The organism is Aquimarina mycalae (assembly GCF_029906345.1).
Classification (GTDB): Bacteria; Bacteroidota; Bacteroidia; order Flavobacteriales; family Flavobacteriaceae; genus Aquimarina.
Genome location: NZ_JARYGY010000004.1, coordinates 365,287 through 381,317, shown reverse-complemented (window position 1 = coordinate 381,317; position 16,031 = coordinate 365,287). Strand labels below are relative to the sequence as shown.

9 protein-coding genes are annotated in these 16,031 nt (G+C 33.8%); all 9 read right to left on the bottom strand.

All coding sequences use genetic code 11. From position 1 onward, the window contains the following. Positions 1-12: 12 nt before the first annotated feature. Complete coding sequence (locus QBK95_RS11875; RefSeq protein WP_280933954.1) at positions 13-3,129, bottom strand: PorP/SprF family type IX secretion system membrane protein; 3,117 nt, start codon at positions 3,127-3,129, stop codon at positions 13-15. Positions 3,130-3,132: 3 nt separating this feature from the next. Then, positions 3,133-5,142, bottom strand: coding sequence for a T9SS type B sorting domain-containing protein (locus tag QBK95_RS11870; RefSeq protein ID WP_280933952.1), 2,010 nt, complete (start codon positions 5,140-5,142; stop codon positions 3,133-3,135). Between the two features lie 538 nt (positions 5,143-5,680). Next, positions 5,681-7,726, bottom strand: coding sequence for a T9SS type B sorting domain-containing protein (locus QBK95_RS11865; RefSeq protein WP_280933950.1), 2,046 nt, complete (start codon positions 7,724-7,726; stop codon positions 5,681-5,683). A gap of 213 nt (positions 7,727-7,939) precedes the next feature. Next, positions 7,940-8,467 carry an OmpH/Skp family outer membrane protein gene (locus tag QBK95_RS11860; protein WP_280933948.1) on the bottom strand — a complete coding sequence of 176 codons (528 nt, stop codon included), beginning with the start codon at positions 8,465-8,467 and terminating at the stop codon, positions 7,940-7,942. Between the two features lie 229 nt (positions 8,468-8,696). Beyond that, a complete protein-coding gene (locus QBK95_RS11855; RefSeq protein WP_280933947.1) occupies positions 8,697-9,545 on the bottom strand; it encodes a class I SAM-dependent methyltransferase in 849 nt (282 codons plus the stop codon). Between the two features lie 206 nt (positions 9,546-9,751). After that, positions 9,752-10,231 carry a hypothetical protein gene (locus QBK95_RS11850; RefSeq protein ID WP_280933946.1) on the bottom strand — a complete coding sequence of 160 codons (480 nt, stop codon included), beginning with the start codon at positions 10,229-10,231 and terminating at the stop codon, positions 9,752-9,754. After that, complete coding sequence (gene mnmG, locus QBK95_RS11845) at positions 10,231-12,102, bottom strand: tRNA uridine-5-carboxymethylaminomethyl(34) synthesis enzyme MnmG (RefSeq protein WP_280933944.1); 1,872 nt, start codon at positions 12,100-12,102, stop codon at positions 10,231-10,233. The genes QBK95_RS11850 and mnmG overlap by 1 nt, the downstream gene beginning before the upstream one ends. 86 nt (positions 12,103-12,188) lie before the next feature. Then, positions 12,189-12,608 carry an rRNA maturation RNase YbeY gene (gene ybeY / locus QBK95_RS11840; protein WP_280933942.1) on the bottom strand — a complete coding sequence of 140 codons (420 nt, stop codon included), beginning with the start codon at positions 12,606-12,608 and terminating at the stop codon, positions 12,189-12,191. Continuing rightward, on the bottom strand, positions 12,601-15,993 hold the full coding sequence (locus QBK95_RS11835; RefSeq protein WP_280933940.1) for a coiled-coil domain-containing protein: 3,393 nt from the start codon (positions 15,991-15,993) through the stop codon (positions 12,601-12,603). Before QBK95_RS11835 ends, ybeY begins: the two co-directional genes overlap by 8 nt. Between the last annotated feature and the right edge of the window lie 38 nt (positions 15,994-16,031).

Genomic DNA, 16,031 nt, shown 5'->3' with positions numbered 1-16,031 from the left:
TGCTGACATACATTATTCTATTTTTAATATATAAAGATCTCCATCATATGTATTGTTGACATTAGAGAACAAGCTTTGTTTTGCCTGATCAAGATTATCAAACTTATCTAAATAAACATATATATAGTTGTCTTTTGGGTTCCTGAAAAACTTAGGCTCTAATCCTAGAGATTTAAGTCTAGTCATTCCTCTTTCAAAATAATTTTCTCTTTTGAAAATATTGGTGATCAAATAATATCCGTTTTGAATATTGTGTCCTCCAATATACGATAGACTCTCTGTTAATACAGTGTCATCCTTTACTGTATCTTTGATCAATCGTGTTTCTTGTACTAATCTTTTTAATGATTCAACTCTACTCTTAGCAATATGTAGTATCCACATATCTCCAAAGTATTTGTTTCCAATACTGTTTAAGTAATTTTCAGCTGCTTCGTCCTTATCAGAATAATACTTAATTGCAACATATTGATATTGATTTTCTGGATTAAGGATTACCTGAGAATCATTAAAACCAAGGTCTTTTAACTTTTTAGTAAAGCTATCTGCATAGGTTCCTCCTCTAAATACATTACCTATTAAATAATATCCTTCAGGATATCCTGGTATATATTTGGTAGCATATTTAGCTTCTGGTCTTGACGCTTCAGCAAATTTTATAAATCTATTCTTAGAAGTAAGTCTCCTAGAACTTGCAGGATCATTATCATTCTTAATCTCTTCTGCCTCATCACTCATATTTACCAGAGATTCTAAGAGCTTATTAAAGTCTCTTTTATCAAGGTTTGTAGTAGAGGTTAATAACGAGTCTCTCGTTGCAATTAATTTATTAGTAATCCTACTACTATTATCCAATTCTTGTTGGATCTGATCTAAATCTTCTGGACTCTCTTCTGTGGCTTGAGCCGCTTCCTCAGCTAAACGTGCCTCTTCTGCTAGTCTCGCTTCTTCTGCCAATCTTGCTTCCTCAGCTAAACGTGCTTCTTCTGCCAATCTCGCTTCTTCTGCTAGTCTTGCTTCCTCGGCTAAACGTGCCTCTTCTGCTAATCTCGCTTCTTCTGCTAGTCTTGCTTCCTCGGCTAAACGTGCCTCTTCTGCTAATCTCGCTTCTTCTGCTAGTCTTGCCTCTTCTGCTAGTCTCGCTTCTTCTGCCAATCTTGCTTCCTCGGCTAAACGTGCCTCTTCTGCCAGTCTAGTTTCTTCTGCCAATCTTGCCTCCTCAGCTAAACGTGCCTCTTCTGCTAGTCTAGCTTCTTCTGCCAATCTTGCCTCCTCAGCTAAACGTGCCTCTTCTGCTAGTCTAGCTTCTTCTGCCAATCTTGCTTCCTCAGCTAAACGTGCCTCTTCTGCTAGTCTAGCTTCTTCTGCCGACCTTGCTTCCTCAGCTAAACGCGCCTCTTCTGCTAGTCTCGCTTCTTCTGCCAATCTTGCTTCCTCAGCTAAACGTGCCTCTTCTGCTAATCTCGCTTCTTCTGCCAATCTTGCCTCCTCAGCTAAACGTGCCTCTTCTGCTAGTCTAGCTTCTTCTGCCAATCTTGCTTCCTCAGCTAAACGTGCCTCTTCTGCTAATCTCGCTTCTTCTGCCAGTCTTGCTTTTTCAGCTTCAGCTTCAGCATCTTTTTGTATTGCTACTTCTCTTTCTAAAGTTTTCTGAGATTCTTCTTGTCTCTTCTTCTCTTCCATCTCTAGCTCTAACTTCTTCTGAGATGCTATTCTTTCTTCTTCTGCCTTCTTATTGGCTAATTCTAACTCCAGTTTCTTCTGAGCCTCTAATTCCTCTTTTTCAGCTATTGCTTCAGCCTCTGCTTCTTGGCGTTCTGCTTCTGCTTCTCGTTCTGCTTCTTCAGCAGCAATTCTTGCTTCTTCTGCTTGTCTTCCCGCAGCTTCTTCTTCCGCTTTTTGAGCCATTTCAAGCTCTAGTTGTTTCTGAGCTTCAAGCTCTTCTGCTTGCTTGTTAAGTAATTTAACCTCTTCTTCTCTTTGTAATGCTAACTTACTTGCTTGACGAGCTTCTTCTTCTTTGGCTTCTTGAATAGATCTCTCTAGTCTATTCATGGTTCTTTCTGCCTGACTTAAAGAATCTCCTCTTGTATCTTGTAATTCTCTAATTAGTTTATTTTGCTGTAAAATTTCTTTCTTTAATCTTCTGATTTCAGAATCTCTAGCCTCATAATTTGGATTAGAAACCCCTCTTCTTCGTCTTCTTTTTTCTTCTCTTCCAAAATTATATGCTAATCCAAACTCCCAAGTCGAACCAAATTCTGAAGCATTCGCTTCTCCTCCAATTCCAGGCTCAACAGTAAGACCTATTGAAACAGCCTTAACTATATTTGCACCTACACCAATAGATCCACCATAAAAGCTATTATATCCTAATTGTGCCCACCCATATTTAGGGATTTCGAATAATACATTTCCTCCATATCTTAAATCCTGTTCTCCAGGTTTAGATGCATATACCATTCCGCGCAATTCATTATCCTCTCTCCAATCTAACTCGGTTGTATACATGACATGTCCAGAATAATCAAAATTATCTGTTAACAATTCACTTCCTGTAAGATTATACGCCACTAAGTTTCCAACGGACACACCAACATCAAAATTTCCGTAATTAAAATTTACTCCAGGACGAAGCAAAAACACGGAACTATTTTCATAATTATTAATTACATCATCGCTAACCTGAGCTTCGTCTAAATTACTTTTTAGAGAACTTTGAGAATAACTTAAGTTTACACCAAAGGTGAAATTCATATCTCTGTTTAGTTCTAAGTTATATGCATAGTTAAGTGTGGCTCCAAAGAATCTAAATATTCCTACATTCTGTTGAAAAAGACCAATTCCGACTCCAGTTTTTTCTTCGAATCTAGCAGAGTAATTTAAAAAATATGTTTGTGAATTATCATTAAAACTTGATCTTGGGTTACGGTTAAATATGTTTATAGAGTTCTTGTTTTCACGAACTAAAGAAAACGTTGGATTAAACATAAAACGATTATACTTCAATGAGTTATGCAGTGGAATATCCGACGGCAAAACACCTGAAGTATTAGAAGCACCTTCCTGACCGTAAATGAGATTTAGGGAAGTGACACATATTAATATAAAAAGTATTCTTTTAATCATAAATTATCTCATTACAGTAATTGTTCCTTTTTTGACTACTGCGCTATTTCTGGTAATTATATAATAGTATATAAGCTCACTCGCGCCCGAAGCTGAATTAGAAGGCCAATCTTCATTATATCCTCCTGATTTTTCAAAATCCAACTTACCATTTGAGCTATATATTGTTACTTTAACATCTGATGCTTCAAATTCATCTGGTAAAACCCAATTATCATTAACTCCTGGACTTCCATTAGGAGTTATTACATTAGGGATTACTGCTGATGCTCCTGGTTCATCTCCTACTGATATTTCTCGCTGAACCACACAATCCTGATAGGTAATGATTACTCGGTAATTTGCTTCTTCGGATACCACTAACATATTGGTAGTTTCTCCTTCTATAAGCTGGAAATCTCCACTAACATCTGTAAACCATTCATAAGTGTATAAGCTACTTAGTGGTACACTTAGCGTTACCGTTCCGCCGAAAGGCAAAAACGGTGGATCTGATAGAATCGTGATATCATCTGTTAAAAACTCTATCATTACTGGATCAGAAGTGTCTGTTGGAAAACCACCTGCTATAAATGTAGCTGTAAGTGTATATGAATCATTTTCATTAATTCCATTAACCGTAAAAGTTAATCCCGTTTCTCCTGTAGTAGTACCATCTCTAAACCACTCAAAATCAAAAAATGTATATTGATTAGTGGTTAAAGGAATTTCTAATCCTCCTGCTGTAATACCGAATAAATCTTCTAAAGCAAGTGTTGCAATATTATCATCACAATCAATAACTTGTGATACTGTTGGTTTAAAGTCTACAGGACTAAAAACCTCTGTTTCTGCTTGCAAAGTACTCATACAAACATCATTGGTTAACACATCTGCTCGATACAATCCCGTAGTAGTAATATCAATAGATAGACCATTAGCTCCGATAATTGGTGTGTCATTTTCAAACCATTGTATCGTACTACCTGCAGGTGCATTTGTAGTAATTGCTAATGTTATTGTTTCACTTGGTAATATAATTAATTGTGGTGGTGGTTGTGTAAGGATATCTGATCCAAGATTAATTACTTCCACTGAATTTGTTAATACCGAACAATTTTCACTTGCTGTAACCATCACTGTATAATCCCCTGCAAAATTACTTTGTGGTAAGGTAAGAAATGGAGTATTAGAATCTGCTATCGCTTCTCCATCCAAAAACCACTCATATGTATATGCTGGATCTGTAATGCTACAGGTTAATAATTTAACATCTTCTGGACAATACTCTACAGGTGATGCGGCTTCTTCATTAATAAACACATTCGCGGTGTTAAAAATAAAGACATTGGTATTTGCAGAATCAAAATTGAAAAATGCATTACAAAAACCAAAATCGATTTTCACATTATAATTTCCTGGTTGAGATACATTTTCTAATGTATTACCCGTTTCTCCCGCTATTACATTTCCATCTCTAGTCCAGATATAAGCAGGAAAACCATCAGGTAAAGCAGTTAAGGTTACAGAGTCACCTTGACATAGTGCCACATTATTGGCTTCGATATTTGGTCCTGTCAGCGTAACACCTTGACTAGTATCAAAATAATAGATAGGTATGTTTTCTGTTAGTCCAATAACTTGAGAGTCCGCATCACGTACTCTCATACTATAATTCTCTCCTCTAAGGTCGGTTGGTATAGGGAAAGGGCCAAAATCCAATTCTGCACTCGCGCCAACTGCAGTTGCAGATGTAAACCTAAACAATTCTAGGGGAGGATCTTGAAAAACACCATCAGCATCAGATAACTCTAAAATAAAGACTGTTCCTGGACCAAAAAAGCCTGATGGGCCATTATATTCTGCTATTACCGAACGATTGGGAACGTTCTGATTTACACAAGCAGCAGGTGCAGTAGCATTACTATCGTTGATATAGAATTCAGGCATAGTAATTTCCTGGGCTATAGCTTCAAGGGAAGTAAGGAAGCTAAGCGCAAAGGCAAGTAACGATAGGTTAAGTCTTCTTTTCATAGTAATCACACTGTTATTATGATGTGAATATATGCACAATCAAGCAAGCAATTTGGGGTGCTTGTTAATAATGTTGTTAATATAAATATTGTAAAGTCATAAAATTATGAATTAAATGTTTATATCAAACCAATTTTTCATTTTTTTTTGTAATAATATTCTTACCTTGTTTTGAGGACAATAATTACAATAGATTAAACCATACCTGTTTGGTGAAAAATTATAGTTTAAAAATCTGTTAATCAATATTTTATGTTAATATTAAAAAAGAAAATTACATCACAAAATGATAGTGATTTTGGTTTAAAAATGTCCAAAAAAACAAATTTTTATATGAAAAAATGAAAAAAACCTGTAAATTTTTCGTATTTTGAAAGGTAAAAAAACACCCAAAATCGGCAGGTTTTACCGATTAAGTGTACTTTTTTTATCACTTTTACATTGTTTTTGAGATCAAAAAGACATTTTATTATCCTCTTTTTAATATTTTAAAAATGACCGATTTAATAAACTAGCTACGACCGACCTTTAGTCTCAATTATAAAACTATTTGAAAGCAAAAAACTAGCGCATTACCGTAATTGTTCCTTTTTTTGACTACTGCGCTATTTCTGGTAATTATATAATAGTATATAAGCTCACTCGCGCCCGAAGCTGAATTAGAAGGCCAATCTTCATTATATCCTCCTGATTTTTCAAAATCCAACTTACCATTTGAGCTATATATTGCAACTTGCACATCTGATGTTTCAAATTCATCTGGTAAAACCCAATTATCATTAACTCCTGGACTTCCATTAGGAGTTATTACATTAGGGATTACAACTGATGCCCCTGGTTCATCTCCTACTGATATTTCTCGCTGAACCACACAATCCTGATAGGTAATGATTACTCGGTAATTTGCTTCTTCGGATACCACTAACATATTGGTAGTTTCTCCTTCTATAAGCTGGAAATCTCCACTAACATCTGTAAACCATTCATAAGTGTATAAACTGCTTAGTGGTACACTTAGCGTTACCGTTCCGCCGAAAGGTAAAAACGGTGGATCTGATAGAATAGTGATATCATCCGTTAAAAACTCTATCATTACTGGATCAGAAGTGTCTGTTGGAAAATCGCCTGCTATAAATGTAGCTGTAAGTGTATAAGAATCATTTTCATTAATTCCGTTAACCGTAAAAGTTAATCCCGTTTCTCCTGTAGTAGTAGCATCTCTGAACCACTCAAAATCAAAAAAGGCATATTGATTAGTGGTTAATGGAATTTCTAATCCTCCCGCTGTAATACCGAATAAATCTTCTAATGCAAGTGTTGCAATATTATCATCACAATCAATAACTTGCGATACTGTTGGTTTAAAGTCTACAGGACTAAAAACCTCTGTTTCTGCTCGCAATGTGGCTCTGCAAAGATCATTTGTCATTAATTCTACACTATACATTCCAGGTGCTGTTACATCTATAAAAAGATTTGTTGCTCCAGGAATTTCTATACCATTCTCAAACCATTGGATTTCACTTCCATCTGGCGCATTAGTTGTTATAGCGAGTGTTATGGTTTCTTCTGGTAGTATAATTAATTGTGGGGGCGGTTGTGTAAGAATATCTGATCCCAGATTGATTACTTCCACTGGATTTGTTTCTACAGAACAACCTTCACTTTCTGTTACTATTACCGTATACTCTCCAGCAAAATTGCTTTGTGGCAGATCTAAGAAAGAGGTGTTAGAATCGGCAATTGCCTCTCCATCCAAAAACCACTCATATGTATAAGCTGGATCTGTTATACTGCAGGTTAATTGTTTAGGTACAAAATTAGGGCAAAACTCTATCGGATCTGCCATTTCTTCGCTAATAAAAACATTTGTCTGATCCAAATTAAAAACTTCAATATTAATTCTATTTCTCCCTCCATATGGGGTATTACAAGATCCAGATTCAAATATTACTGTATATGTTCCTGGTTGTGTAATATTATCAAGAATATTAGTCGTTTCTCCAGGAATAGGACTGCCCTCATACAGCCACGTATATTGTGCAAAATCAACAGGAAATGCAGTAAGCGTGGTTGATCCTGTACCACATAACGCCACATTATTAGACAAAGGATTAGGACCAGTTATAGAGATTCCATTCTCACCAGATATATCAATATAGTATATCGGAATACCTTCGGTAACACTTACAATAAGCGAGTTTTCATCACGTATTCTTAAACTGTAATCCTCTCCTCTTAATTCTGATGGCATCTCAAAAGGGTCAAAAATCAAATCCTGACTAGAGGTGATTGCTTCATTAATGGTAAGTGTTGCCAGCTCTAAAGGTGGGTTCTGAAAAACTCCAAATTCATCTGATAATTCCAAATAAAAAGTAGTTCCAGCACTAAAAAATCCTGATGGTCCAGTATATTCTGATATCGCAATTCGTTCTGAACTTTCTGCCAATACACAAACAATTGTTGTAGTTGAAGCACTTCCTTCAAAAGAAAATTCAGGATCTGATAGTGATTGCGCAGTGCTTTCAACATTCATAAAAAACATTATAAATATGCTCACTACTAATATGTAAATCTTCTTCATAGAAATGTGTTTATGTGGTTCATAGATGATTTAAAAGCAATACTAAAGTTAGTAATTTATATAATACCTGTTCTCTTAAGCACATTTTACGCTTTAGAAAAAATATTATGTATTAAAAAACAAGCTTTTTCGGGGAATATTCCCTTAACATAAACACAAAAAAACTCATTTAGATTATCCAAATGAGCTTTAATATTATAATTACATAAGGGACTATTTTTCTTCTTTAGAAGACTTTTCTCCGTTTAATTCCTCTATTATCTTATCTGTCAAATCAAGTTCTTCTTTAGCATAAAAGATATTACCAACTTCGGTTTCACCATAGATATATGTGTATCCATTTTTCTTACCATATTCTTTTATGAAATCTTTTACTTTGCTAATTATAGAATCAATTTCAGTCTGACTACCCTTCTGAATTTCTTGCATTCTAGTCTGCTGTTCTCTTTGCAATCCTTGTTGTTTAACTAACAATTCTTGTTCTTTCTTTTCTCTATTAGCTTTGGTCATGGATTTCATTATAGTTTGATATCCTTGAACTTCTATTTGAAACTGCTTTGCTTTTTCTTCTAACTCAGCTCTAACCTCATTATTCTTTTTTGTCCATTTCTCTTGAGCAGTTTTCATCTCATTAAAATCAGACACTACTTTTGTGTTATTTACAAAACCTGTTTTTTCGATTTGCTGATTACAAGAAGCCATTGTAATTAATGCAACTGCAATCCATATACATTTTCTCATTATTCTAAAATTTAGTTCTGGCAAAAGTATCAAAGTTCATTTGATGTTATGGCGATTAATTCCTCAAATTAAGTAAACATAAGAAAAAACAATAAAGGATAGAAAAACCATAAGAAAAACCGATTAAATTCAATTAAAAAAGAGCTCTTTTAAGCTCCTTTTATAAAAAACCAATACAATCCGAAGTAAAACGTATCAAAAATGTCCTAAATCTTCTTAAAATTGAAAATTATTCGTTTTTTAAAACATATATATGAGAGGAATACTCTTTTGTTCGTTTTGCTTTCATGTTAGAAAGAAATCCTATCCAGAAAGATTTAAGAAAATTCATTTTTCCATTTTTATATTTTTCTGATAAAAGTGACACATAAAACGAATCAAATTTAAGAGGGATTGTTTTATTCAATAAAATTTCTTTATCATCAAAAATCTTAGCTATAGATTTTTTTGAAAAATGCCAAAGATGTCTCGGCACATCATATGCCGCCCAATAAGATTTATAATAATTAGCATCGTATGCCTTAAAATTAGGAACCGCAATAATCAAATGACCTTTGGGTTTTAAAAGTCGTTTTAATTCCTTTATCTGCTCTTCTAAATCTGGCACATGTTCTAATACATGCCACATTGTAATAATATCAAAACTATTGGATTCGAAACATTTTGTTTCTGATTCTAAATTAACACCTTTTTTGTGTGCCAACATTTTAGCATCATCATTAGGCTCCACACCACTTACTTCCCAATTCTTACCTTTGGCATATATTAAAAAATCACCCGTTCCAGCTCCTATATCCAACAAACAACCTGTTCCTTTGTTCAATTCGGAAATAAGCTTAACTTTTTTATGCAACGAGTATTTTTTTACTATGTGGTATAATTTTTCAAAAAGACTTCGTTTAGCATCTGTATGAGAAATATAATCTTCGCTTTCGTAATACTTTCCTAAATTTTCGTTTGTAGGTTTTGGATAGGTAATCAACATATCTCTTTCTCGATCATGATATAACTTAAAACTTTCACCTGACACGGTATGATCTTTACATTCTATAAAAAAATCCAATTTTTCTTTATTCATTACTAATCTGAAGCGATATTAATATAATCCTAATTCTTTAATGTTTTTTTCAAAACTACTAATACTTTTTTCAACTGAGATATTAAACTTTCCTCCTAACGAAAGTTCCGTTTATACAGAAGACAAAGTTTGTCAAAAGATTTTGTTTTATGCGATACACTTTTGTACAAAAAACACTTATTAAACCAAAATTGTTCCACGTGGAACTATGATTTAGTAGCGTCATAAAGTTCAACATTCAAAAGTTTACTCAATGTTTTTGCTTTTTGCAGTGCCATATCATAATTATCCGTTTTGTACAGTGTTACGTTTTTATTGTTCGTAAAAAACCGAATAACAATTTTTTCGTGCCTTTCCTTTATTCCAAGTGCGCTCACAGTACTCCATTCATTCTTTGCACTGAATGAACCTGAAAAAACAGATATATAATCTGGAAAGTCTATTTCTAATCTTGTTCGAAACAAAACAAGACCGAACACTGAAAACAATTTATAATTATTAAAGCTCTTGTCTATTTTATACGATATAGAAAAACCAAAAACCAACAAACTTATACTAAAAAGAATTATTCTTGACGACATAGATTCTGACCCGAAAAACAACATCAGTGTCGAAAAAACTAAAATTATAGCGGTTAGAATCTTTCCTTTTAGCGCTCTATCTTGTTTAAAAATTACATGTTCCATCATCTACCCATATACACCAAAAGAACAGAAATATCGCTTGGAGAAACACCACTAATTCTCGAAGCTTGAGAAATCGTAGCTGGTTGTATTTTTGTCATTTTCTCACAAGCCTCATAAGAAAGAGATTTTAATTTAGTATAATCAAAATTCTTTGGGATTTTAATATTTTCTAAACGGTTTAACTTATCTGCATTATTCTTTTCTTTTTCTATATAACCAGAATACTTTACCTGAATTTCTGTTTGTTCTAATACTTCCTTATCCAGATCATTATCTTTAATATAATTCGCAACTTTTTCAAAATGCTTAATATCATTCAAAGTGATCTGAGGTCGAGAAAATAACTTAAACATTTTTCCGCTTTGGTTAATAAGAGAAGATTTCTTTTTTTCCAAAACTGGATTTGCTTCCTGAGGAGTAACACTTGTATCTTTAAAAAACTGTACAAACGCATTTGACTTCTTTTCTTTTTCCTCCATTCTATTCATTCTTTCATCTGAAGCCAAGCCTATTTTATGTGATTTTGGAGTTAATCTAAAATCAGCATTATCTTGTCTAAGCAATGTTCTATACTCTGCTCTTGAGGTAAACATTCGATATGGCTCTTCAGTACCTTTAGTAATTAGATCATCTATAAGCACACCTATATAAGCCTCACTTCTTTTTAAGATAAATGCTTCTTGTTCTTTCACTTTTAACGCTGCATTGATTCCTGCCATTAAACCTTGAGAAGCTGCTTCTTCATATCCTGTAGTTCCATTAATCTGACCAGCAAAAAACAATCCAGACACTAACTTTGTTTCTAAAGTATGTGTCAGCTGCGTTGGTGGAAAATAATCATACTCGATTGCATACCCAGGTCTAAAAAACTTTACTTGTTCAAAACCTACAACAGACCTCAAAGCTTTAAATTGAACATCCTCTGGCAATGATGTAGAAAAACCATTCACATAAACCTCTACAGTATTCCAACCTTCGGGTTCAATAAACATTTGATGTCTTTCTTTATCAGCAAATCTGTTTATTTTATCTTCTATAGATGGGCAATATCTTGGTCCTATACTTTTAATTCTTCCATTAAACATTGGTGAACGATCAAAGCCTTCTCTCAATAAATCATGTACTTCTGGTGAAGTATATGTCATATAACAAGATCTTTGATTTTCTAATGGCTTTGATAAATCTGAATAACTAAATTTTTCTGGATTATCATCACCAGGCTGTTCTGTCATTTTTGAATAATCCAAAGATCGTCCATCCACTCTTGGTGGAGTTCCTGTTTTCATTCTACCAGAATCAAAACCCAAATTCACCAACTGTTCTGTAATTCCAGTTGCGGCTCTTTCTCCTGCTCTTCCTCCTCCAAATTGTTTTTCTCCTATATGAATTAAACCATTTAAAAAAGTTCCATTAGTTAACACCACGGTTTTGGCTCTTACTTCTATACCTAAAGAAGTTTTAATTCCTTTTATTTTTCCATCTTCAACCAACAGCGCACTTACCATTTCCTGGTAAAAATCCAAATTATGAGTTTGTTCCAAAAGCAATCTCCACTCTTCTGCAAACCTCATTCGATCACTCTGTACTCTTGGACTCCACATTGCTGGTCCTTTGGACTTGTTCAACATCTTAAACTGTATAGCGGTTCTATCACTTACAATACCGCTATATCCTCCCAATGCATCAATCTCTCGAACTATCTGTCCTTTTGCTATTCCTCCCATTGCAGGATTACAGCTCATCTGCGCTATGTTTTGCAGGTTCATGGTAATCAACAGCGTGCTGCATCCTAAATTTGCGGCTGACGCCGCAGCTTCACTTCCTGCGTGACCTCCTCCTACAACGATAACATCATACTCCTTATCAAACATAATTCTTATTCAATTTGTTCCACGTGGAACACTACTATTTTCTCAAAAAAACTTGTTCCACGTGGAACAAATTCACAAAAACAACACTAACGTTCCACGTGGAACATTAGTAGTTTTTCGTTTTCCTTTTCCCTCATCATTCTATCTTCATCCTCAGTCTTATCTTTATAGCCACAAAAATGCAACACCCCATGAACGATTACTCTTCTTAACTCATCCTCCCAACTCACATTAAAAACCCCTGCATTCTCATCTACTCTTTCTTTAGATATAAATACATCTCCATGCAACTCGTTTCCCAAGCTATTATCAAAACTTATTATATCAGTATATGTGTCATGAGCTAAAAATTCTTGATTTATCTTCAACAAATATTCATCATTACAAAAGATAAAGTTTATGTCTCCTTCCTTTTTTCCTTCAGATAAAATAACCTCTTGAAGCCAAGAAATAATCCTATCCTCATTAAGCTCGAATTCTAAAGACTCATAAAAAAAATTAATCATTTGCTTTCTTAAAATATTCCTGAACTTTGCGTTTGTAATTTTGGCGCAAAGGTAATACTTGTCTGTTTAATATTTCAGTAGTATTAAAATATTGTTTAGCCTTTTCTAATTGACCTTCATTATTGTTATCAAACAACTTATTATTGGTTTTGCTTTCCCTTTTTTCTTCTTCACCTTGCTCAAAAGTAGCTTCATCCAATTTCAATAATTCATGTTTAAGATTAAGCATTTTGCTTAACGTACGATCATTGAAGCCCTTCTCTAATAGTTCCCTTTCAACTTGTTCCATCCTCCTTAACAAATCACTTCCTCTATTGTTTTTAATTCCCTCTTTCATTAATTTCTCTTTCAACGCATTTCGTAACTGTTGCTGTTGTTTATATATCTCATACAACTCGCCGTTCATGTTCTCCTCCTGAAGTTCGGACTCTCCTTTTCCATTCTTACCGTCCTTACCATCCTTACCATTTTTACCATCTTTGTTTCCTTTTCCATTCTTTCCATTCTTTCCATCCTTTCCGTCTTTTCCAGATCCACCTTCACTATTCTCTCCTTCCTTTTTTCCTTTACTCTTTCCTTTGTTTTTTTCAGCTCCCTCTTTCATTTTTTCATTTAACTCCTCCTGCTTTTTTATGATATCTGGTAGCTGAAATCCTTTGGATTCTCCCTTTCCTTTTCCCTTACCAGGTGACGGCATACTATTCTGCATTTGGTCCAATGTTTGACTTAAAAAATATGCCAGATCATTAGAACCCGTTACAGTATATTGTTGGTTAGCCGTTCCCTGTACTGATTGATTCTCTGCCAATCTCTCCAATGATTTATCAATATTAAATTCTATATCCGTTAGCTTTCCTGTGACAATATCCGAAATCGTTGGGGTCCTTAACGCCAATGCATATAAGCTATCATCAATATGTATAAAGTTTTCTCTCAAAACACTTTGCTTCTTTAACTTTGTAGAGTACGATGGATTGTCTATATTAATTCCTTTAAAACCTTTCATTAGTGATTCTTGTTCTATTGAAAAATCTACAAGGTTATCCAAGATTTGTCGTAGCATTTCAATATCTTCCTGCTGCTGTTCTCCTCCACCCATTGCCATTTGCATTTGCATGCCATCGCTCATTTGCTTCATTTTTTGAGCAGCACTTTTTTGATTTTTCTTTGCTCCCGATTGTTCTTTCTTCTCTAACTTTTCACTAGCTTCCTGCTGTTCCTTTTTTATTTCCTCTTCCTCATTCTTATCTTGATCCAACTTCATTGGCTTCTTTAAATCTTCATTATCCTTTCTAAGGTTCTCCATTTCCTTTTGGAAATTTTCAAATTCTTTGTTCAGTTCTTCCTGCTTTTCTTTAGTATTCTCCTCTTCATTTTTCTCTGATAACTCCTCCTGTTTTTCCGAAAGATCATTTAATTTTTCCGCAAGCTTTTCATGTTTTTCAATAACATAATATCTCTTTGTTAATTCTAATAACTGCTCTAAATTCTTCTTTAAATTTTTATTCTCTTTAGCAAGCTCTTCTAACTTTTCTGTCAATTCTTCTTTTTGAATTTTATCAGCCAGCTTATTAATTTGATCCAACAGCTCCTCATTCTTTTTCAGCTTTTGCTCATTACGTTCTAACATTTCCTTCAAGGCATCCTTAAATGGTTCCTCTTCCTTTTTTTCCTCAAGCTGGTCCAAATTATCCTTTAGTTTTTTTGAAAAATTTTGCATCATTTTTTCCTGTTCTTTCTGACGCTTTAAATAATCCTCCAATCTTTTTTTGTCATTAAAATCTAGTTGTTTCTTTTCCTTTTGTAACTTACTTAATGACTTCAAATCCTGTTCCTGTTCTTTAAATTTCTTTAAAGATTTATTCAATCCAGAGATAGCCTCATTCTGTTCTTGTAACCTTTTGTCCTCTTCTTCATTATTAGTCAGCTCTCTAAAACTAAACACCTGACTTCTGGTACTTTTGAAATTATGTATTACATCATTATCAAATACTTCAAAATAAAAATCGTAATTAACGCCCTTCCTCAAATCCAAATCTCCAGGAAAAGCAAAAACAAATTCATCAAACACAGAAGAACTTACTTGTAAATTCTTGTAGCTTTTGTTGTCCTCAGTTTCATTATCATAATACACCAAACGCAATTTACTAAGGCCATAATCATCACTTAACCTTCCATAAAAATACATCGTATTATTATCTACAGTATCCTTCTCTGATGTTAGGTTTAATTCTGGATATTGGTCCTTTACAACATTTATATTAAAAGATAAGTTATCGTAATTAGTTACGTTAACGTTAGAAGTAGTGATCTCATAATCCCAATCGGTATATAGTTTATTATCATAATGAAAATCACTTTCACTTCTAGTAAAAAGAATCGTTGAATCCTTTGTAACCATATTTACATTATCTGTATTTCTAGTTTTCACTTTCCAGGTAACTTTTGTGCCTTCAGGTATAGAGGCATTTCCTGAGCTTTTTAATGATTCATCCTTCTTTTTAGTATATCCTGGATAATCCAATTCCATAACAAAATCCAATAATGTTGGTACTGGAACTACAGCCAGCGTATATTCTCTTGAGTATACATCATTAGAAGACAACACAAAATCTACTGGCTTTTTTGGTTGAACAAATGTGTACTGAAACTCACCCACTCCAGTATTCTTTAAAAAATAAATTTCATCATCATAGGTAATCGTCACATTCTCTGGAACTACATCTCCAGAAGTTTTGACTTCTAATACAAAATCCTTGCTTTCTAATGCATTTAAACTATTGTTGAGCACAAAAAACTGAAAAGGTGCTGGTGGTTCATACGCCGTTTCATAATTTACAACTCTATTATAACTTTCTGAAAACCAGTTCTTTTTACTAAAAAAACTTATCAATAAAAATATCACAATCGGAATTGCGACATACTTTAGGTATTTAACATTCTTTTTGAAATCTATAGCTAACTTAAAAGGTATCGGTTTTAACTGACTCGATTTTTGCTCTATACTTGCTAAAAGTAATGCCGATGATCCCTTATCATCACTAAGCTGAAGCAGGTTCAATAATTTATCGTTAACATCTGGGAAATGATCCCCTATAATTCTAGAAGCTTTTGTATAATTTATACCTGTAGTTAACCTGAATAGTTTAGCAATTGGTATAGCGATAAACTTTACAAACAGTGACAACTCCACAAGAATAAACAACCAAAATAATAATGTTCTACCCGTACTATTCAACCATAAAACATACTCGATTAATAGTGTGATCAAAAAATACAATAAACCAATTGCAAAGAATAATAGTACACCCTTTATCAATTCATTTATATAATATTTTCTTATAAACTGTTCTAATTTACCCTTTATGAATTCGAAATTATCCATATTTATACCTTTTCTTTTTCAGTAATCTATAAAGCTAC